We start from the raw sequence: 19554 nt of genomic DNA, 5'->3' as shown, positions 1-19554 counted from the left end.
GCTCCGCCGCGTTCGCCGCAGTCCGGGCCTTTCGTCCTCGCCTGGCGGCGGTTGCGCATTGCCGACGGCATCGAGCGGTCGCTAGCAGAAAACCTCCTCTGTTGAGGCGGAACGGGCAATATTGAGGACCCTCTTGTGGAGGAACCCACGTCCTGTTAGGTTCACGCCATCACAACGCCCGTTCTTCCTCGTTTAATGTGGAAGAACGGCCATGAGTCCACGAATGGTTCGGTGATGCAGACGTGCTCCTGACGGGCTACCTCAACCGCCTCAGCTATCGGCCTGGGGACACAGTCGACGTGCGGGTCAGTACCGATGCAGACCAGGTCACACTGGATCTGGTCCGACTGCGCCACGGCGACGTCAACCCCGCCGGGCCCGGGTTCCGCACCGACGACGTCCCAGCGGTCGCCGCCCAGCGGATCCCCGGACGTCTGCAGCCCATCCACCCCGGCTCCTACATGCGAGCCACCGGGGTCGTCGCGGGAGCGCGGGAGGTTCGGCTCAGCGTGACGGTATGGCCGACCACGCCCGGGGCGGGCCGCGTCCAGGGGGTGCTGTCGCTGACTGACGAGTCGGGCCGGCACGTAGCCGCACTGGCACTTGACGAGGCCGGCACTCCGGTGCTGACCACGCCGGACGGCGTCGTGGTGCGCGCCGCCCAGCCGCTGCTGGAGCGCCGCTGGTACCGGGTGACCGCCAGCCTGGCCGCGGACCGTTGTGAGCTCGCGGTCACCGCGCTGAACCCACTTCCGGGCGACCACGACGGTACGCCGCAGTCCGGTGCCGGCGTGCCCGTGGACCGGGCCTCCGGAGTAGTCGCAGCGGCGCTCGACGTGGTCGCGGAGTCGGGACACCAGGTCCCCGCCGGCCTCTACAACGGCAAGATAGAAGCTCCCGAGGTACGCGGCGATGGCGCCATCGCTGCGCGCTGGGCCTTCGAGGATCTGACCGACCTGGCCGTCGCCGTCGACGCGTCGGGCCACGGTCACCACGGCGAGCTTCGCAACGGGCCGGCCCGCGCGATGACCGGGTCGAACTGGACCGGCGACGTCGACGACTTCCGCCAGGCACCCGAGCAGTACGGCGCGATCCACTTCCACGACGACGACCTCATCGACGCCGGGTGGGACGTGGACACCACCGTGACCCTCCCCTCCGACCTGCCCAGCGGGGTGTACGCCATCCGGCTGCGCCGGGTGGAGGAGGTTCCGGCCGAACTTCCCTCGCCCGACGTCGACCACATCCCGTTCGCGGTGCTCCCGGCGGTCGGCGCGCCCCGCAAGAGCGTCGCTTTCGTGCTGCCGACGTTCACCTACGTCGCCTACGCCAACGAACGGCTCATGCACCGCCTGGATTACGAGGCCGCCGGCATCACCGACCACCCCATCGTGCCGGGCTTCCACGACCGGTTGCTGGCCGAGCACCCGGAGTTCGGCTCCAGCCTGTACGACCACCACAGCGACGGCTCCGGCGTCTGCTACTCCAGCTTCCTGCGGCCGATCCCGAACCTCCGGCCCGACTACCGGATGTGGCTGCAGAACGCCCCACGTCACCTTCCCGCCGACCTGTACACGGTGGCGTTCTTCGATCACGCCGGTATCGAGTACGACGTCCTCACCGACCATGATGTCCACGCGGACGGCGCGGCCGCGCTCGACGGGTACCAGGTGGTGGTCACCGGCTCGCACCCGGAGTACTACAGCGGGACCATGCTCGACGCGGTCCAGGCACATGTCGAGGCCGGCGGATGCCTGATGTACCTCGGCGGCAACGGTTTCTACTGGGTGGCGACGCCTGATCCGCGTCGCCCCGAGGTGATCGAGGTGCGGCGCTCGGCCGGCATCCGTACCTGGGAGGCCGCGCCGGGCGAACACCACCACAGCACGACGGGGGAGCACGGCGGCCTGTGGCGCTGGCGCGGCCGGTCGCCGAACAAGCTCGTCGGTGTCGGGATGTGCAGCCAGGGCTGGGACGAGAAAGCACCGCCGTTCATCCGCAGCGAGCTGTCGTATGCGCCGGAGTACGCGTGGGTGTTCGACGGCATCAGCGACCACGAGATCGGCGACTTTGGACTGATCATGAACGGCGCCAGCGGCGACGAGCTGGACCGCTACGACCCGGCCCTGGGCAGCCCGCCGAACACCGCGGTTCTCGCCACCTCCGGTCGGCACAGCAACTACTACCAGCTCGCCGTGGAAGACGCTCTCATGCTCTCGCCCGGGCTCGGCGGTGAGGACTGCGACGACGTGCGCTCCGACATGGTGCTCGTCGAGCACGCCGGCGGCGGCGCGGTCTTCTCGGTCGGCTCCATCTGCTTCACCGGATGCCTGCCCTGGAACGGGTTCGACAACAACGTGGCCCGGCTCGTGCACAACGTTCTGACCAATTTCCGTAACCGCAACAGCAAGAAGTCCTAACCCGCTCCGGCGTGTTTCCCGCGCCGATCCCACCAGTGCTAGGAGATCGAATGTCTCACCGCACCACGCGCCGCGCCGCCCGCTGGCGGTTATCCGCGGCGTTCGTCGCCGTCGCCGTCGCCCTGCCGCTGGCCGCCTGTGGCGGCGTCAAGGAAGACACCGGCAGCGCGAAGTCGGGCAGCTGCCAGCGTAAGAAGGACAAGGTCATCGGGTTCGACTACCCGTTGACGTCGCTGGCGGTCTACGGCGACCTGAAGCGCTTCGCCGAGCAGCGCGCCAAGGAGCGGGGCTACGAGCTGCGCTACACCGCGGACGACGAGAATCTGCAGAAGCAGAACGCGAACATGCAGACGTGGGTGACCCAGCAGCTGCCGGCGATCGTCTCCTACCCGCTGGAGCCGGCGTCGATGGAGCCCCTGGCCAAGCAGGCCCGCGCCAATTGCACCGTGTTCGTCTCCTACGCGACGCCGCTGCAGAACGAGGATGCCTCCATCCTGTTCAGCGGCCTGGAGAGCGGCAAGGCGCTGGGTAAGGCGGCCGGCGACTGGGCGGCCAAGCACTCCGGCCCGGTCAAGGTACTCATCCTCAACAACCGCGACCTCGCGGTCGGTGCGCAGCGCGACGACGGGCTGAAGGCGACCTTCCCCGGCGACGCCAAGAACGCCGAGATCGTCTCGACCCAGAAGGCAGGCACCCGGGCCGACGGCGAGCAGATCACGCGGACGGTGCTGCAGGCCCACCCGGACCTCAACATGGTCCTCGCGTACGACGACGACGTCGCCATCGGAGCGCAGCAGGCGTTCCTCAACGCCGGCAAGGCCGCCGACGACCCGAACATCTTCATCGGCGGGCAGGACGGCTCCAAGGAAGGCCTGCAGGCGGTACAGAAGGGCGGTATCTACCGCGTCTCCGTCGCGGTGCGTATCCGCGACATCGGCTTCGCCGTGACCGACGTCGCCGCCGACCTGCTCGAGGGCAAGCCGAACAAGGGCGTCAACGTGCCGCCGGTCGCGCTGACCGTCGACAACCCGCAGCTGAAGGACTACCTCAGCGACTACAGCTGACCGGATGGCCCGGCGCGTGAGCCAGCCGCTCGCGCGCCGGGCTACCCAAGAGGAGAGCCATGACCCTGCAGATGGTCGGTATCGAGAAGTCCTACAGTGGCTTCCGAGTGCTGCGTGGAGTCGACCTGAGCGTCGCACCGGGCGAAGTGCACGCGTTGCTCGGACCGAACGGCGCCGGTAAGTCGACTCTGATCAAATGCATCGCCGGAGCGATCAACCCGGAGGCCGGTTCGATCCGCCTCGACGACGCACCGGTCGAAGATCTGACGCCCACGCGCGCCTTCGAGCTCGGCATCGCCGTGATCCACCAGCACCTCAGCCTGGTCGACGTGCTCTCCGTGACCGACAACCTGTTCATGGGGCACGAGCTGCGACGGGGACCCCTGATCAACCGGCGGGCGCAGCGGCGGGTCGCCCGCGAGCTGCTCGACCAGTTCGGCATCGACGTCCCGCTGGACGCCAAGGTCGGCACCCTGCCCATCGGTACCAAGCAGCTGCTCGAGATCGCCAAGGCGTGGCATCGCACCGACGTGAAGGTGATCGTGCTCGACGAGCCGACCGCATCGCTGTCGGAAAGCGAGACGCAGCGGCTGTTCGCCGAGGTGGCCCGGATGAAGCAGCGGGGCGCCCGCATCATCTACACCACACACCGGCTGGGCGAGGTGTTCCGGATCGCCGACCGGGTCACCGTCCTGCGCGACGGCATGGTGACGCTGCAGGAGCCGGTCGCGTCGCTCGTACCGCAACGGCTTGTCGCGGCGATCTCCGGCGGCAACGAGGAGGCGGCGGGCAAGCGCACCGCCACCGCCGGCGAGGTGGTCCTCGACGTCGACCAGCTCGCGGGCCCACGATTCGGCCCGGTTTCCCTGCAGGCGCGCCGCGGCGAGATCCTCGGCCTGTACGGCGTCCTCGGCAGTGGGCGTACGTCGCTGCTGGAGACCCTGGCCGGACGTTTCCGGCCGTCGGCCGGTCAGGTGACCGTCAACGGCACCCGCGTGGCGGTGACGTCCCCGGCGCGGGTGCAGCGCGCCGGCGTCGCCCTCGTTCCGTCCGACCGTCAGCGGCAGGCGTTGTGGGCCACCCGGTCGGCCTCCGACAACCTGCTCCTGCCGTCCTTCGGCCGGCTGGCGGCCGGAGCGCTCCGACGCCCGGGCCGGGAGCGCGGCCTCTTCCAGCGGACCGCCACGGCGCTCGACCTGCAGCCGCCGGACGCGCGCCGGGCCGGTGGCGCCTTCTCCGGGGGCAATCAGCAGAAGCTGGTTCTGGGCCGCTGGTTGGCACGTATCGACGAGCTTTCGGTGCTCCTGCTCGACGAGCCGACGCAGGGCGTTGACGTCGGCGCCCGCAGGAAGATCTACGACGTCTGTCGCGAGCTGACCGAACGCGGCGTGGCCGTCGTCTTCGCCTCCACGGACGCCGACGAGGTGGCCGCGCTGGCCGACCGCGCGCTCGTGATCGACGCCGGCCGCGTCATCGCCGAGCTCGCCGGCGACGAGATCACTGAGAAGTCGCTGCTGGACCACGCGCACCAGTTCACCGGCGTCACCGCCTGAACTTCCCGTGCCTCGATGTTTGGAGCCTTGATCCGATGACCACTACGACCTCCACCACGACGAGCGCCGCATCGGCTTCGGCGCCTGCGGTCGGCGCCAAGCGCGATCCCATCGCGGTGGCGCTGCGCTCGGCGCTACTCATCGGGCTCGTCGTCCTGACCATCTTCTTCACGGCGCAGAGCAACCTGTTCCTGACGGCGGGCAACCTCAAGAACATCGCGCTGTCCGGCGCGGTACTGATGGTGGTGGCCGTTCCGCAGGCGCTGCTGGTCATCATGGGTGTCGTCGACCTGTCGGTCGGATCGGTGATCGGCCTGGCGGGTGTGGTCACCGGTCTGCTCATCGTCGACCACGGCATGGCCTGGCAGCTGGCGGCGCTCATCGGCATCGCCATCGGCGCGGTGGCCGGCCTCGTCAACGGACTGCTGGTCGCGTTCACCCGGCTCAGCCCGATCATCGTCACGCTGGGCACGCTCCAGCTGTACCGGGGCATCACGCAGTTTCTCCGCAGCAACCCGCCGGCGAACTTCGGCAAGGGCATGCAGCTGCTCGGGCGGGGTCTCTACCTCGGCGTCCCGGTTCCGGTGTGGATCGCGCTGGTCGTCTTCATCATCGGCGCCATCGTGCTCTACGGCACCCCGTCCGGCCGGTACGTCTACGCCATCGGGGTCAACAAGGAAGCCGCCTTCCTGTCCGGTGTGGCCACCCGCGCGCTGCCACTCATCGTCTACGCCGCCACCGGCGCCGCCGCGGGGATCGGTGGGGTGCTGCTCTCCGCCCAACTCGACTCCGCGCCGCCCGGCACCCTCGGGGTCGGATTCGAGCTCAACGTACTGACCGCGGTGCTGCTCGGCGGGATCGCCTTCAGCGGAGGTCGCGGGACGATGTTCGGAGTCCTGCTCGGCGTCGCGTTCCTGGGCGTGCTCAACAACGGCATGACGTTGATGAATGTTCCTTACTACGCTCAGGAGATGGCCACCGGTGCCGCGCTCATCATCGGGGCTGGGCTGGACGAACTCAGCCAGCACTCGCAGCTGATCCGCGCCATCGGTCGTCGACGCTGAACCACAGTCCATCCTTTCCACACAAGGCCGGAGGCCGGCACATGCTCCCCGACAAGCGCCGTGAGCTGATCTTGCGTCTGCTGGAAGAACGCGAGGTCGCCAGGCCTGCCTTCCTCGCCGAGCAGGCCGGGGTCTCGGTGGAGACCATCCGCCGCGACCTGGTCTCGCTGGAGCAGGAGGGCGCGGTGCACCGCGTGTACGGCGGGGTCGCCCGGGCCCGGCTGTCGCACAGCACCGAACCGTCGCGTGCCGAACGGCTCGCGCTTCAGGGTGGCGCCAAGGCCGAGATCGCCGCGCTGGTCGCGGGGATCATCGAGGACAGTGACACGGTCATCTTCGACGTGGGAACCACCGTGGAGATGTGCGCACAAGCGGTGGCCCCCAGCTTCCACGGCCGGGTCATCACCAACAGCGTCCCGGTCGCGACCCGGCTCGCCTCCCGGTCCGGACTGGACGTCCACCTGCTCGGCGGCCACGTCCGCCCGGACGAGTTGAGCTGCTCGGGGCCGGACACCGTCGCGCTGCTCAAACAGTTCCACGCGGACAAGGCGATCCTCGGATCCGGCGGCGTCCACCCCCAGGCCGGCCTCACCGACTACCACCTCGACGAGATCGCGGTGCGGCTGGCGATGATCGACGCGGCCCAGCAGGTCTACGTCGTCGCGGACGCCATCAAGATCGGACATGTCGCCCTCCGCAAGGTCTGCGACTGGGGCCGGATCACCGCCGTCATCACGGACTCCTCCGCCGACCCCGCGCAGGTGGCCCGGCTCCGGGAAGCCGGCGTGGAGGTCCTGCAGGGCCGGCCGTCCGACCAGGACGCGTCGGTCTCCGACCAGACGACGAGCGATTCGGCCGCGGCGACGTCGCCGACCCGGTACGACGGCGGTGGACCCCGGTGAGCGACGCCGTCCTGGCCATCGACCAAGGCACCACCGCCACCAAGGCGCTCGTCGTCGCGGTCGACGGCACCGTTCTCGCCGATGCCGAACAGCCCGTCCCGGTACACGCCACCGGCGACGGCGCGGTCGAGATCCACCCGGGCGACCTCTGGGAGTCGGTGGTCTCCGCCGGTCGGGCCGCGCTCGCCAGCGCCGGCGTACCAGTCCGAGCGGTCGGGCTGGCCAACCAGGGGGAGTCCGTACTCGCCTGGGACCAGACCACCGGCGAGGCGCTGACCCCCTGCCTGGTCTGGCAGGACCGGCGGTCCGCGCAGATCTGCGCGGACCTGCGCCCCGCCGGCGACCGGCTGGCCGCCATCAGCGGACTGCGGCTGGACCCGTACTTCTCGGCTCCGAAGATGCGCTGGATCCGCGACCGGATGACCGGCGACGGCGTGGTGACCACCACGGACACCTGGCTGCTGCACAGGCTCACCGGCGAGTTCGTCACCGACGTGTCCACCGCCTCCCGGTCGATGCTGCTCGACGTGGACACCCTCGAATGGTCTGACGAAGCCTGGGAGCTGTTCGGCCTCGACGAGGCGCGACCCCGGTTGGCGCGCAGCGACGAGACGATCGGCGCGACCGGAGCGTTCGGCGACACCGTCCCGGTCGGCGGGATCATCGTCGACCAGCAGGCCGCGTTGTGGGCGCAGGGAGCGCGCGAGCGCGGGCAGAGCAAATGCACCTACGGAACCGGCGCCTTCCTGCTGGCCAACACCGGCGACACCCCGACCCGCAGCCTGGCCGGGCTGGCCACCTCGGTCGCCTGGCGCCTGGCCGGGCAGGCCCGCTACTGCCTCGACGGGCAGCTGTACGCGGTCGGGGCCGCTTTCGCCTGGCTCAACCGGCTAGGCCTGCTCGCCGGCGCGCACGAGATCGAGGCCGTTCTCACCGCCACGCCACACTCCGGCGGCGTCGTCTTCGTACCGGCGCTCGCCGGCCTCGGGGCCCCGCACTGGCAACCCGACGCGCGCGCCGCGTTTCTCGGCATGTCCCTGTCGACCACGCGCGAGCACCTGGTCCGTGCGGTCTGCGAGAGCATCGCCGCGCATGTCGCGGAGCTGGCCGGCACCGTGGCCGCAGAGCTGAGCCAACCGCTGACCACGCTGCGGGTGGACGGCGGGCTGACCCGCTCGCCCGCGTTCCTGCAACTGCAGGCCGATGTCGCCGGAGTGCCGGTCGTCGCGTGCCATTCACCGCATGCGACCGCCTTCGGCGTCGCTGACCTCGCCGCCCGCACCGCGTACGGCCACGGCATCGCGGAGGTTCCATCGGCGGCCGCGGTCGAGCCCCGCGCCCGCGCCGGGTGGGCCACCGAGCTGATCGGGCGCTGGCGCACCGCGGTCACCCTCACCTCGAACTGGAGCACCTTGTGACCTTTGCTGTCCCGCCTGCCACCGACGCCGAACCCTACGATGTCGCCGTCATCGGCGCCGGAGTCGTCGGATGCGCCGTCGCGCGCGAGTTGAGCATCCGCGGAGCCCGTACGGTGCTCATCGAAGCTCGCAGCGACATCGGTGACGCGACCAGCAAGGCGAACACGGCGATCCTGCACACCGGCTTCGACGCCAAGCCGGGCACCCTGGAGTCCCGCCTCGTCGCCCGGGGCTACACGCTGCTCTCGGCGTACGCCGCGCGGGCCGGCATCCCGGTCGAGGTTCCCGGCGCGCTGCTCATCGCCTGGGATCAGGAGCAACTTGACGAGCTGCCGGTGCTCGCCGCGCGGGCGGAGGCCAACGGGTACCGCCGGACCCGGCAGATCGGAGCCGACGAACTTTACGCCCGCGAGCCGCATCTGGGCCCAGGTGCGCTCGGCGCCTTGGAAGTGCCGGACGAGGGCATCATCTGCCCGTGGACCACCTCGTTGGCGTTCGCCACGGAGGCCGTGCGCCACGGCGCCGCGCTGCGGCTCGAGTCACCGGTCACCGGCGTCAGCATCGGTGACGACGTCACGGTGGTCGAGACCGCGACCGGTCCGGTCGCCACCCGCCTCGTCGTCAACGCCGCCGGGCTGGGCAGCGACCTGGTACACGCGATGGTCGGGCTGGAGGGGTTCACCATCACGCCGCGCCGCGGCGAGCTCATCGTCTTCGACAAGCTCGCCCGGACGATGGTCAACCATGTGCTGTTGCCGGTGCCGACCAAGATGGGCAAGGGCGTCCTGGTCGCGCCGACCGTGTACGGCAACATCATGCTCGGCCCCACGTCAGAGAACCTCGACGACCGCACCGCCACCGGATCGAGCGAGGACGGGCTGGCGTTTCTGCGGAGTCACGGCCGGCGGATCATGCCTGACCTGCTCGCCGAAGAGGCGACGACCATCTACGCGGGCCTGCGGGCCGCGTCCGAACACGACGACTACCAGATCAGCGTGCATCCGCAGCTGCGCTACGCCTGCGCGGGCGGCATCCGCTCCACCGGCCTCACCTCGTCGCTCGCGATCGCCGAGTACCTCGCCGAATCGATGACGGAGGCGCTCGGGCTGTCGCTCAAGCCCATGGTGCACCCCGACGCCGACCCGCAGCCGCCGCGGATGCCGAACATCGGTGAGGCGACGCTGCGCCCCTACGCGGACGCGGCACGGGTCGCCGCGGACCCCGCGTACGGCGAGATCGTGTGCTTCTGCGAACGGACGACGCTCGGCGAGATACGCGACGCGCTGCACAGCGACGTACCGCCCCGCACGGTTGAAGGGCTGCGGCGACGCACCCGGGCCACCATGGGGCGCTGCCAGGGCTTCTTCTGCGGTGCCAAGATCCGTCAGCTGCTCACCGCGCCGGACTCGTCCACCATGGCGCCCACCGCACGCAACAATGAGGGGACCAAGTGACCTCGACCGGACCAGTAGACACCGACGTGGCGATCATCGGCGCCGGCCCGGCGGGGCTCGCGGCGGCCATCGCCCTGCGAGAGGCCGGCGTCGCCGGAGTCACGGTGCTTGAACGCGAGGCCGTCGCCGGAGGCATCCCCAGGCACTGCCACCACACCGGGTACGGCATCCGGGACCTGCACCGCTTCATGAGCGGACCGCGGTACGCGCAGCGCTATGTCGCCCGCGCCACCGCGGCCGGCGCGCGGGTGCTCACCTCCACCATGGTCACCGGGTGGACGGCCGACGGCGGTATGTGGCTGACCTCGCCGACCGGGCGGCGTGAGCTCCACGCGTCGGCGGTGCTGCTAGCCACCGGCGCCCGGGAGCGGCCGCGTACCGCCCGGATGGTGCCGGGCGACCGGGGGGCCGGCGTCTTCACCACCGGCCAACTCCAGCAGTCCGTGTACCTGTTCGGACAGCCCGTCGGTACGCGCGCGCTCGTCGTCGGCGCGGAGCACGTCAGCTACTCGGCGGTGATGACGCTGCGCCACGCTGGTGTGGACGTCGTCGGCATGGTCACCGATCGCCCGCACCACCAGAGCTATGCGGCGTTCGCCCTGGCTACCCGCGTCGCGCTGCGGGTACCGCTGCACACGGACACCAGGGTGGTCGAGGTCCAGGGCCGACCGCGCGTGACCGGCGTCGTGGTCGAGGACATCAGGACCGGCCACCGTCGCACGATCGCGTGTGACACCGTCGTGTTCACCGGTGACTGGATCCCCGACCACGAGCTCGCGCGAGCGCGCGGACTGGTGATGGATCCGGGTACGCTCGGCCCCGCGGTGGACGCCGATGCCGCCACCGAGATCGACGGTCTGTTCGCGGCGGGCAACGTGTGCCATCCGGTGGAGACCGCCGACGTGGCGGCCCTCAGCGGCCGCGCGGCCGGCCACGCCATCGCTGGGTGGCTTGCCGACCGCCGTCGCGCGGCGCGGCGGGCGGGCGTACCCATCGAGGTCGACGAGAGCTTCGCCTGGGTTCATCCGCAGCGCGCGAGCACCACTGCCGACCTTCCTCGCAACAAGATCATCCTGCGTCCCCGGGTTTTCGCGAGTTCGGCACCGGTCCGGGTCATGCAGGCCGACCGGTGTCTGTGGGAAGGGCAGGTACGCCACCTGGTGCCCACCCGCCCGGCCTCGATCCCGACCGGATGGCTGGCCCGGGTCGACCCAGCCGGAACACCCGTCCGCATAGAGTCGGCGACACGCGGCACGCATCAGTAGACCGGTCGGGTCAGCGACCCGGACGTACGCGGACCTCCCCCTCCCACGGGAGGGGGAGGTCCGCGTACGTCCGTGCCCTACCAGGTGTATCCCTCTGGTAGGGCGTTCACGCCGGGGCCGGACACGTGGAGTACCTCGTAGCGTTCGGTGGCCGCCGTGTCCGGTGCGACGGCGTTCGTCCACAGGACGAACCGCATCGCCTGCCAGTGGTGGGGGTCGACAGCCAGCGCGGCGGTGTGGACGCCGTCGCGGCGGGCCAGCTCACGAAGTGCCTCGGTCTCCCGCTCGATCCATGAGGTCAGGGCCAAACCGGTGGCGTCGGGATCGGACCCGACAGGTATGGACGTGAGCAGGCGCGAGGCCGCCCTGGGGGACACCGACCGGTCGGGGCCGGCATGGCAGGCGACACCGGTCCAGTGGTGGACGACCGGACGCCCGAAGTCACGGATGATGTTCTGGAATCCGCCGCCCCCGAGCAGGAAGTGAGCCATGGCGCCGGTGTCGTTCCACAGATAGAACGGCGCGTACTGGTTGACCGGCGAACCGTCGATGCCGCGTTCACGGATGACGTAGGCCTTCAGCCCGAGCCCGGCGCGGTCGTCAAGCACGTGGCCGCCCTTGGCCACCCGCTCGCGGATGATCTCCATGTCGTAGTCGGCGGGCAGGGTGATTTCGTACTGTTTCGCGTACACGAAGGACGCTTCCTTTCCGGTTCGGTGCTCAGCGGGACAGGGGCCGGGTGTGGTACTCGGTGTCGGTGACGAGGGCGCCGCGGTCGGCTTCGGTGCCGTCCTCGGCAACCTCCTGGATGGCCAGATGGGTCATGGCGGTGTCGGGCGCGGCGCCGTGCCAGTGCCACTCATCCGGGGCGACGCGCACGCTGTCGCCGACGCGAATGACCTCCACGGAGCCGCCGCGGCGCTGCACAAGCCCGGTCCCGGCAGTGACGATCAGCACCTGGCCGAAGGGGTGCCGGTGCCAAACGGTACGGGCTCCCGGAGCGAAGTGGACCGTATCGACGCGGAGTCGCGACGGGCTTTCCGGGGTGGCGATCTCCCCGACCCGGGCCGATCCGGTGACCCACTCCGGAGGTGCGACAGCGGTGGATGGCGGCGTACGCGATATTCGCATGTTGGCCCCTCTCTTTGTCGTCCTTTGCAGATGTGCTGGGGGAGGCGAGCGGAGTCACCACGCCGTTGACCGCTCGGTCGAACGGGCCGGTGGCGGCAGCCGCCCCGCGGCACCGCGCGCGGGCGGTGCCCAGGTCCTCGCGGGCGAGGGGTGTCGGGTCATGGCTGGCGCCATCGCGCCGCGAACGCGCGGGCCGGATTCTCGCGGAGGATCGCCGAGGCGAGTTCGGGTCCGAGGTCCCGCTCGATCCGCGGGCGCAGGCCGCTGAGCAGGAACGGCATGCCCGGACCCTCGGCGCTGGACCGGGCGGTAGGGGTGATGGTGTCGGCGCCGAGCAGGACCTGGTGGGCGTAGCCGCTGTCGGCGAGGGCCTCGAGACTGTCGAGCAGGCGCCAGTCGGTGCCGTGGTGCGTACGGGACGGGCCGTCGAACGCCAGGAACACGCCGGCCTCGGCGGCCTGCCGGTGAGTTCTCGTATCCGGGAATCGGTGCGCGTGTCCGAGGATCACGCGGTGCGGGGCGACGCCGTGGGTCCCGCACAGCAGGTCGAGCACGTCCAGGGCGGCGGTTCCGACCTCCAGGTGGACGCCGACGGGCGCATCGGTGGCGTGGTGCGCCTCGGCGGCGGCGGCCATGACGTGCCGGGCGTGGTCGTCGAGGCGGTGATAGCCGCCGGCGACTTTGATCATTCCCGCCTTCACCGGAGCGTTGGTCAGCTCACGGATGAACAGGTCGGCCAGCCCGTCATGGACACGTTCCAGCTCCCCTGGACCGTAGTGCTTGGCCTGGTGCATTCCGGTGGCGGAGACGATGTGGACGCCGGACTGCCGGGACAGACCGGGCAGGTCGTGGACTCGTCGCCTCAACCCCCATGGCGTCCACTGCACCACGGCGCGGCCGCCGAGCGCGGCGAAGGCGTCCAGCTCGGCGAGCGCGGCCCGCGCGTCGTCCAACTCCTGGCCCGGCAGCGTCGGCGAGCTGACGAACAGATGGTCGTGGGCGTCACAGACACCGAGCTCCTCGGGTGGGATGTCCCCGAGTACGGTGCGGACCATCGCTCTCATCGTCCGGCTTCCTGGTCGGCGTCAGCGAGCGCGGCCGCGGCGACGCGCAGCCCGGCCAGCGCCTTGGGCACGCCGATGTAGGGCGCCAGGTGCACGAAGACCTCGATGACTTCCTGGCGCGTCATCCCGATCCGCAGCGAGGTCTTGACGTGGCCGGACAGTTGCGGGTCCACACCGCCGACCGCGGTGAGGGCGGCCAGGTTGATGAGCTGCCGGTCGCGTAGCGACAACCCGTCGCGCAGGTAGGTGCCGCCGAACAGGGCTGTGATGATCCAGTCGGCGTACCCGGGGGCGACCTGCTCGAGGCCGGGCAGCGTCGCCTGCTGGGTGGCCTCGTCCTGGAGTAGGTCCAGCATCCGGTATCCCTCGTCGCGATCCAGCTTCGCCGGGGTCAGCTGCTCCGACAGTTCGCGGCTCGTCGTCATGGTCGTGCTCTCATTCCTCGTCGTGCTTCGTAACGGTTAAGGCGTTACGAAGCACGCTAGCAGACGTAACGCCTGAAGCGTTACCATTTCCTGCATGCCTGAAGAGGACAAGCTGGCCTTCCGCTTCGACTGCGGCGCCGTCTGGCTGAACTTCCTCGCCACCAAGGGCCGCACGTTCAGTGCGGCCCCGATAGAGCGGCTGGGTACGCCCGCCCGCCTCGCCGAGTGGCTGGGACATTGCGAGCTGTCTCCGGTTCAGCCACCCGATCAAGGCGACCTGCAGCGGGTCCGGGCGCTGCGTGAGACGCTGCGCACGCTTGCGCTGGCCACTGTCGACGAGCAGCCACCGCCCGCGGACGCTGTGGCGGACGTGGCCGCATTCCTGGCCGAGCACGCCGATCCGGTCCGGCTGACCGCCGCCGACCAGCTGCGCCGCGAGCCCCCGGCGACCACGGCGCACGCCCTTGCCCGCATCGTCCGCCAGGCCGTGGACCAGATGACGGGCGCGGACCGGCTGGCTCTCAAGCGCTGCCCGGAAGAGGACTGCCGGGGCGTCTTCATCGACCCGCCCGGGCGCCGCCGCTGGTGCCCGTCCCCGGCGTGCGCGAGCCGGGGCAGGGTCCGCGCGCTCCGCGCCCGCCGAAACGCCGACGCCCCTGAGGCGGACGATGGTCCGGAGTCCCTGCGGCTCCGTCGCACGCGACAATGACGCCTGAACGATCAGCGAGGCAATGATCAACCGACGTCACGCGAGTGCGACGGCCGCCCGCCCAGCAGCACCGGACCCATACGATCACAGTGGACGGTGTCAAGCGGACCTTCCACCTCTACCGGCCGGCCGCTCTGGCGAGCCCGGCCGCACTGGTGGTGGTGCTGCACGGTGGCTTCGGCACCGGCCTGCAGGCCGAGTCGTCGTACGGCTGGGACGCCGAGGCCGACACCGGACACTTTCTGGTCGCCTACCCCGACGGCCTCGACCGGGCTTGGGCGGTCGGCGGCGGGTGCTGCGGCGCTCCGGGGCGTACCGGCGTCAACGACGTCGCCTTCCTCACCCAGGTGGTCCGCACCGTCTCGGGCGAGGTACCGGTGGACGCGGCCCGGGTCTACGCCACCGGCATCTCCAACGGCGGCCTCATGGCGTACCGGCTGGCCTGTGACACCACGGTGTTCGCCGCGATCGGACCGGACTCGGCGACCCTGCTCGGCTCGTGCCCTTCCCCGGCGCCCACATCGGTCATCCACGTCCACGGCACGGCCGACCACACCATCCCGTACGCCGGCGGTCAGGGCGACGGCCCGGCGAGGATCAACGGTCCCGCGGTGACGGACGTCGTCGCGATGTGGCGTGACGTCGATCATTGTGGTCCGACCACGGCAACCACTGCCGCCCCGGTCACCACGTCCGTCGCCGCGTGTCCCGACGGCCGTGCGGTGGCGCTGGTGACCGGCGCCGCTGGCCTACCTGTGGCGCCCGTACGTCGCCTACCGCGCACGCCGCGGACGCGTCCCGGCCGCTCGGCGACGCCGTCACACCGGAGATCGCCGCCGCCGGGGACGGACCGCTGCTGCTGATCAGCGCCGGGATCGGGCTCACCCCGGCGATGTCGGCGCTGACGCACCTCGCGGTCACCGACGCGGGGCGGCAGGTGACCCTGGCGCACGCTGACCGCACCCGGTCCGCACACGCCCTCCGCGGGGAGCTGGGCCGGCTGATCGACGAGCTGCCCGGGGTCACGGTCAACCTGTGGTACGAGGAGGTCTCCTCGGACTGTTGGCTGCCGGGCGCGCAGGTCAAGGCCGGACTGGTCGACCCCGATCACATTCCCCTGGTTCCCGGCGTACGGGTGCACCTGTGCGGGGCGCTGGAGTTCATGGCGACGGTACGCAGCGGACTGATCGCCCGCGGCGTCCCGGCCGAGAACATCGCGTACGCGGTGTTCGGTCCCGGGATGCTGCCGATGGCGTGAACTGGGCCGTTACGCACGGTATCGTTCTATTAGTGGGGCACGACGGCCTTCAGTCCTATGGACCGGAGTGGGACGGGCATCTGTTGCTGTTGCACGGCTCGGAGGCTGAGCGACTCTCCAGCCTGACGGCATGGATCCGGCGTGGGCTGGACCGCGGGGACAAGGTCATTTGTGCCGAAGGACCTCGGCCGGCGGGTGGGTCGGTACTTGACCTCGTAGACGGCCACGGAGCCGACCTCGCCGCCGCGGCGGTGGCGTCCGGCCAGTTGGCGGCGCTGCCGTCGGACCGGTTCTACCCGCAGGGTGACCAGGAGGCGGTTGTCGAGCAGGCCCTCGCCGAGGGTTTCCCGTCGGTACGGCTGGCCGCCGACGCCACCGCCGCCTTCGGTACCCAGCCCTGGCCTGCTCACCTGGACATCGAGCGAACGATCGACCGGCTGTGCCGGACCGGTCCGGTGTCGGCGGTGTGCCAGTACGCGCATCCGAAGATCGAGCCGACGATGCTGCGTGAGCTGATCGAGGTGCACCGGTACCGACTGTGCAACGCTGCCCTCAGCGTCGCCGCTGACCCTCGCGGCTTGACCGTAAGCGGCGAGATCGATCGCCGAAACGCGGAGGTGTTCGCCACCGCCGTCGACAGCGCGGTTACCGGTGGGGAGCGGGTGCTGCGGCTGGACCTCAGCGGCTTGGAGTTCATGGACGTGGCGGCCTGCCGGCAACTGCTGTACGCCACCGATGACTTCCGACGGCTTGGCGGGCACGTGGTCTTGGCGTCGCCCCAATGGATGGTGTCCTGGACGCTGCGGCTGCTGGGGGTCGACCAGTTCACCGGTATCGAGCTGGCCGGGGTGAGTGAGCCGTGAGCGGGCGGACCGCGGCCGATTACGTCCACCAGGTGCTGTTCTTCGCCTCACCGGACGAGCTGCTCACCGCGGCCGTGCCGGCCGTGCGGACGGGGCTGGCCGGCGGCGATGGGGTGATCCTGACCTGCCGCGATGAGTACAACGCGCTGCTGGCCGACGCCGTCAGTCCTGCCCCGCGCATCCTCCGCGCCCGGGCCGCGACCATGTACCCGCGGGCGGCCACGGCCGTCGAGGCCTTGCGCCGGCTGGTAACCCGGCAGCTGGCCGGCGGCGCCCGGCGGATCCGGATAGTGGGCGAGGCGAGCTTCGGTACCGGCCCTGACGGCTGGGCGGAGTGCGGCCGGTACGAGGCGGCCGCCGACGCCCTGCTGTCCGCGTTCCCGGTGACGGCCACCTGCGTCTACGACGCCCGGGTCGTGCCCGCGTCGGTGACCGGGAGACTGACCGAAGCCCACCCGTTCGTGCTCACGCCCACCGGCCGACGCGCGCCCAACGAACGGTACGTCGACCCCGCGGCGTTTCTTCGCCGCGCAACGGCTACCGGGCCGGATCCGGTGGAGCAGAGCGGTCTCCCGACGGAGTTCGCCCCGGTCACCGATCTCCGCGAGGTCGACGCCCTGCGTCAGCGGCTGGCGGCCGTACTCGCCGCCCGTGGCGTGGATCGGCGGATCGCCGCCGACGTCGTGGCCGCGATCCACGAGGTGACCGTCAACGGCCTCATGCACGGCAGGCCACCGGTACGGCTACGACTCTGGACCCCACCCGGGCGGCTGGTGTGCACTGTCACCGATGCCGGCGAGGGCTTCGACGACCCGCTCGCCGGATACCTCCGCCCGGACGGCGATCCGTTCGGTCCCGGAGCCGGGCTGTGGCTGGTGCGACAGCTGTGCGACCGAGTCGAGATGGCGCAGACGCCGGCCGGATTCACCGTGAAACTGTCCACCTCCTCGATTGCCGGGGCGTAATCGATGCCCGCGACACCTCCGCGTGGCGCCGTCCCCGGCCACCGTGACCACCCATGGCGCCCTGTGGGGTCTAGCGGCGCAGCTCGGTGAGGAACTGGCCGGCGCGGGCCTGCAACGACTCGGCCATCTGCGACAGTCCCTGGTCGGCCCCGCCCGCTTCCGGTCGGCCCTCAGCCGCCACCCTGATGCCGGCGACCATGCTCTCGACGTCGCGCATCGAGGCTGTCACGGTCTCGATCGCGGTGACCACCTCGCTCGTCTGGTCGCGGATGCCGGCCACCTGCTCGCTGATCTGCGCGGTGGCGCGGGCGGTGGCGTCGGCCAGTTGTTTGACCTCGTTGGCGACGATGGCGAATCCGCGTCCGGCCTCGCCGGCACGGGCGGCTTCGATCGTGGCGTTGAGGGCGAGGAGGCGGGTCTGGGCCGCCACGCTGTTGATGAGCTGCACGACCGCGTCGATCTGCACTGACGACTCGCTCAGCGAGCGGATCGCCCCGGCCGAACGGTCGGCCGCCACGACGGTGGCGCGGGTCGACTCGGCGAGGCTCGCGGCCGAGGCGCTCAGCTCCGTGGATGCGGCCGCCACGTGCTCGGACGTCGACATGACCGCCGTCTCGAACTCGTCGGCCAGCCCCAGCCGGCGCTGGTTGGCCTCCTCGAGGGTCCGCGCGCCCCGTCGGATCGCGCGCCGGGCGTCGTCGATGACCTCGGCGCCCCGCCGGAACGCCCCACGCATGCCGCGGTGGAGGAACCGGCGGTGGTAGTTACCGGCGCTCGCGGCGGCCAGCGATCCGGTCGACTCCCGGACGAACGCGTCGACCAGGTCCATCAGTCGGTTCAGGCCCTGGCGGGCGGCGGCCACGTCGGCCAGGTGGTCCTCGCCGGGCAGCCGCGGCAACCGGACCTCCAGGTCGCCGTCTGCCGCCTGCTCACAGAAGCGGGCGATGGCGCGCAACGCCTCGCCGAACTCGTCGGTGCGCATCCCCTCGCCGCCCCGCGGGTGGCTGCTGTCGTTTCGGCGCATGAGCTTCACAGGGACACCTTCTCCGGTTCCAGAGACCACACGTACTCGTCGTAGCTGCCCGCCTCCGCGCTGACGAGGTCCGCCAGCAGCGCGCCCGAGGCGGCGATGGCGTCGGCCGGGCGGCTGTGCCGGCGCTCCTCGGCCAGCAGCCGCTGATAGACAGGCACGATACGGGCGACCGCGGCCCGGTCGGCGGTCCGCCGGTTGGAGTGGTAGCCGGTGATCTGCCCGCTGGCCGAGAACGTCGGCGTGATGTGGGCGAAGACCCAGTAGTGGGCGCCGTCGCCGGCGAGGTTGACCACGTAGGCGAACAGTTCGTCGCCGCCGCGGATCGTCTCCCACAGCAGGTGGAACACGCAGCGCGGCATGTCGGGATGGCGGATGACGTTGTGCGGCTTGCTGAGCAGTTCGTCCTCGGTGTACGCGGAGACGCGGGTGAAGACGTCGTTGACGTACGTCAACCGCCCGGCAGGGTCCGTCTTGCTGACGATGATTTCGTCGTCGGCGAAGGTCCGCTCCACGCCGCTCGGCCGTATCAACCCCTGTCGCATCCCGCCTCCACGCCGGATTCTGTGCTGTCGCCGATGCCATCGGCGGCGCCGCCCGGCACATGAGTGATCTTGGAGCGGTGATGGCGCAGGTCACCGCCGGTCGGCGCGGCCACCCCCGATGCCTAACCGTTGGTGGGATCCGCCGCGGTCGGCTCGTCTGGAACCTTGCGGTGGCGGGCTCGGTCAGCCGTCACGACTTCGGTCATCTCATCGGAGTCAAGCAGATAGGCGTATGGGCATTCGTGGGGACTCGGCGCGATACACGCTCCGCACGGTCGCGATCGGTCGATGACGCACTTCGGATCGGCTCCCACGCGGCCTCCTCATTGACTCTGGCGTACGGGCATCGGCCCGGTCTTAGGTCCCGGTGCCGGCGCCGGCGGTGGCCGTACGCGTCGGCGGCCGGGCGTGGCGCCCGGCCGCT

General features: G+C 70.8%; 19 protein-coding genes. 13 read left to right on the top strand and 6 right to left on the bottom strand.

Features of this window, described 5'->3' with window-relative positions; all coding sequences use genetic code 11:
• The first annotated feature begins 299 nt into the window (after nucleotides 1–299).
• The 8 genes from HC031_RS19965 to HC031_RS19930 are packed head-to-tail and all read left to right on the top strand — an operon-like array spanning nucleotide 300 to nucleotide 11140.
• The gene (locus tag HC031_RS19965; RefSeq protein WP_167926891.1) at nucleotides 300–2420 is read left to right on the top strand and encodes a N,N-dimethylformamidase beta subunit family domain-containing protein; all 2121 of its coding nucleotides are present in this window, start codon (nucleotides 300–302) and stop codon (nucleotides 2418–2420) included.
• A 50-nt stretch (nucleotides 2421–2470) separates the two neighbouring features.
• Nucleotides 2471–3484, top strand: coding sequence for a sugar ABC transporter substrate-binding protein (locus HC031_RS19960; protein WP_167926890.1), 1014 nt, complete (start codon nucleotides 2471–2473; stop codon nucleotides 3482–3484).
• 59 nt (nucleotides 3485–3543) lie between these two features.
• On the top strand, nucleotides 3544–5037 hold the full coding sequence (locus tag HC031_RS19955; protein ID WP_167926889.1) for a sugar ABC transporter ATP-binding protein: 1494 nt from the start codon (nucleotides 3544–3546) through the stop codon (nucleotides 5035–5037).
• A 35-nt stretch (nucleotides 5038–5072) separates the two neighbouring features.
• Nucleotides 5073–6101 carry an ABC transporter permease gene (locus HC031_RS19950; RefSeq protein WP_167926888.1) on the top strand — a complete coding sequence of 343 codons (1029 nt, stop codon included), beginning with the start codon at nucleotides 5073–5075 and terminating at the stop codon, nucleotides 6099–6101.
• A gap of 41 nt (nucleotides 6102–6142) precedes the next feature.
• A complete protein-coding gene (locus tag HC031_RS19945; RefSeq protein WP_167926887.1) occupies nucleotides 6143–7003 on the top strand; it encodes a DeoR/GlpR family DNA-binding transcription regulator in 861 nt (286 codons plus the stop codon).
• Entirely contained in the window at nucleotides 7000–8421 is a 1422-nt protein-coding gene (locus HC031_RS19940) for an FGGY family carbohydrate kinase (RefSeq protein WP_167926886.1), read from the top strand. The genes HC031_RS19945 and HC031_RS19940 overlap by 4 nt, the downstream gene beginning before the upstream one ends.
• The gene (locus HC031_RS19935; protein ID WP_167926885.1) at nucleotides 8418–9875 is read left to right on the top strand and encodes an FAD-dependent oxidoreductase; all 1458 of its coding nucleotides are present in this window, start codon (nucleotides 8418–8420) and stop codon (nucleotides 9873–9875) included. Before HC031_RS19940 ends, HC031_RS19935 begins: the two co-directional genes overlap by 4 nt.
• Entirely contained in the window at nucleotides 9872–11140 is a 1269-nt protein-coding gene (locus HC031_RS19930) for an FAD-dependent oxidoreductase (protein ID WP_167926884.1), read from the top strand. The genes HC031_RS19935 and HC031_RS19930 overlap by 4 nt, the downstream gene beginning before the upstream one ends.
• A 77-nt stretch (nucleotides 11141–11217) precedes the next feature.
• Here the strand turns inward: HC031_RS19930 and HC031_RS19925 are convergent, their stop codons facing one another.
• The 4 genes from HC031_RS19925 to HC031_RS19910 form a co-directional block, all read right to left on the bottom strand.
• Entirely contained in the window at nucleotides 11218–11832 is a 615-nt protein-coding gene (locus tag HC031_RS19925; protein ID WP_167926883.1) for a DUF4865 family protein, read from the bottom strand.
• Between the two features lie 28 nt (nucleotides 11833–11860).
• Nucleotides 11861–12271 carry a (R)-mandelonitrile lyase gene (locus tag HC031_RS19920; RefSeq protein WP_167926882.1) on the bottom strand — a complete coding sequence of 137 codons (411 nt, stop codon included), beginning with the start codon at nucleotides 12269–12271 and terminating at the stop codon, nucleotides 11861–11863.
• 158 nt (nucleotides 12272–12429) lie between these two features.
• Entirely contained in the window at nucleotides 12430–13335 is a 906-nt protein-coding gene (locus tag HC031_RS19915) for a phosphotriesterase family protein (RefSeq protein ID WP_167926881.1), read from the bottom strand.
• Nucleotides 13332–13760 carry a carboxymuconolactone decarboxylase family protein gene (locus HC031_RS19910; RefSeq protein WP_205862986.1) on the bottom strand — a complete coding sequence of 143 codons (429 nt, stop codon included), beginning with the start codon at nucleotides 13758–13760 and terminating at the stop codon, nucleotides 13332–13334. The genes HC031_RS19915 and HC031_RS19910 overlap by 4 nt, the downstream gene beginning before the upstream one ends.
• A 94-nt stretch (nucleotides 13761–13854) precedes the next feature.
• Between HC031_RS19910 and HC031_RS19905 the strand changes: the two genes are divergently transcribed.
• The 5 genes from HC031_RS19905 to HC031_RS19885 all read left to right on the top strand — a co-directional run bounded on the left by HC031_RS19905 (nucleotide 13855) and on the right by HC031_RS19885 (nucleotide 17555).
• Nucleotides 13855–14469 carry a CGNR zinc finger domain-containing protein gene (locus tag HC031_RS19905; protein ID WP_167926880.1) on the top strand — a complete coding sequence of 205 codons (615 nt, stop codon included), beginning with the start codon at nucleotides 13855–13857 and terminating at the stop codon, nucleotides 14467–14469.
• 89 nt (nucleotides 14470–14558) lie between these two features.
• Nucleotides 14559–15332 (top strand): PHB depolymerase family esterase, encoded by a 774-nt coding sequence (locus HC031_RS19900; RefSeq protein ID WP_205862985.1) that lies wholly within the window; start codon nucleotides 14559–14561, stop codon nucleotides 15330–15332.
• A 29-nt stretch (nucleotides 15333–15361) separates the two neighbouring features.
• Nucleotides 15362–15727, top strand: coding sequence for a ferredoxin reductase domain-containing protein (locus HC031_RS19895; RefSeq protein ID WP_167926878.1), 366 nt, complete (start codon nucleotides 15362–15364; stop codon nucleotides 15725–15727).
• A 32-nt stretch (nucleotides 15728–15759) separates the two neighbouring features.
• Nucleotides 15760–16590, top strand: coding sequence for an MEDS domain-containing protein (locus HC031_RS19890; protein ID WP_167926877.1), 831 nt, complete (start codon nucleotides 15760–15762; stop codon nucleotides 16588–16590).
• Complete coding sequence (locus HC031_RS19885) at nucleotides 16587–17555, top strand: anti-sigma factor RsbA family regulatory protein (protein ID WP_167926876.1); 969 nt, start codon at nucleotides 16587–16589, stop codon at nucleotides 17553–17555. Before HC031_RS19890 ends, HC031_RS19885 begins: the two co-directional genes overlap by 4 nt.
• Before the next feature lie 70 nt (nucleotides 17556–17625).
• On the opposite strand, the gene HC031_RS19880 is transcribed toward HC031_RS19885, so the two are convergent.
• On the bottom strand, nucleotides 17626–18579 hold the full coding sequence (locus HC031_RS19880) for a methyl-accepting chemotaxis protein (protein ID WP_240942722.1): 954 nt from the start codon (nucleotides 18577–18579) through the stop codon (nucleotides 17626–17628).
• Between the two features lie 5 nt (nucleotides 18580–18584).
• Complete coding sequence (locus tag HC031_RS19875) at nucleotides 18585–19130, bottom strand: PAS domain-containing protein (protein ID WP_167926874.1); 546 nt, start codon at nucleotides 19128–19130, stop codon at nucleotides 18585–18587.
• Between the last annotated feature and the right edge of the window lie 424 nt (nucleotides 19131–19554).

Origin of the sequence: Planosporangium thailandense (genome assembly GCF_011947195.1) — a bacterium.
Taxonomy (GTDB): domain Bacteria; phylum Actinomycetota; class Actinomycetes; order Mycobacteriales; family Micromonosporaceae; genus Planosporangium; species Planosporangium thailandense.
Note: the sequence above shows the minus strand (reverse complement) of the source record. Positions and strands in the feature narration are given on the sequence as shown.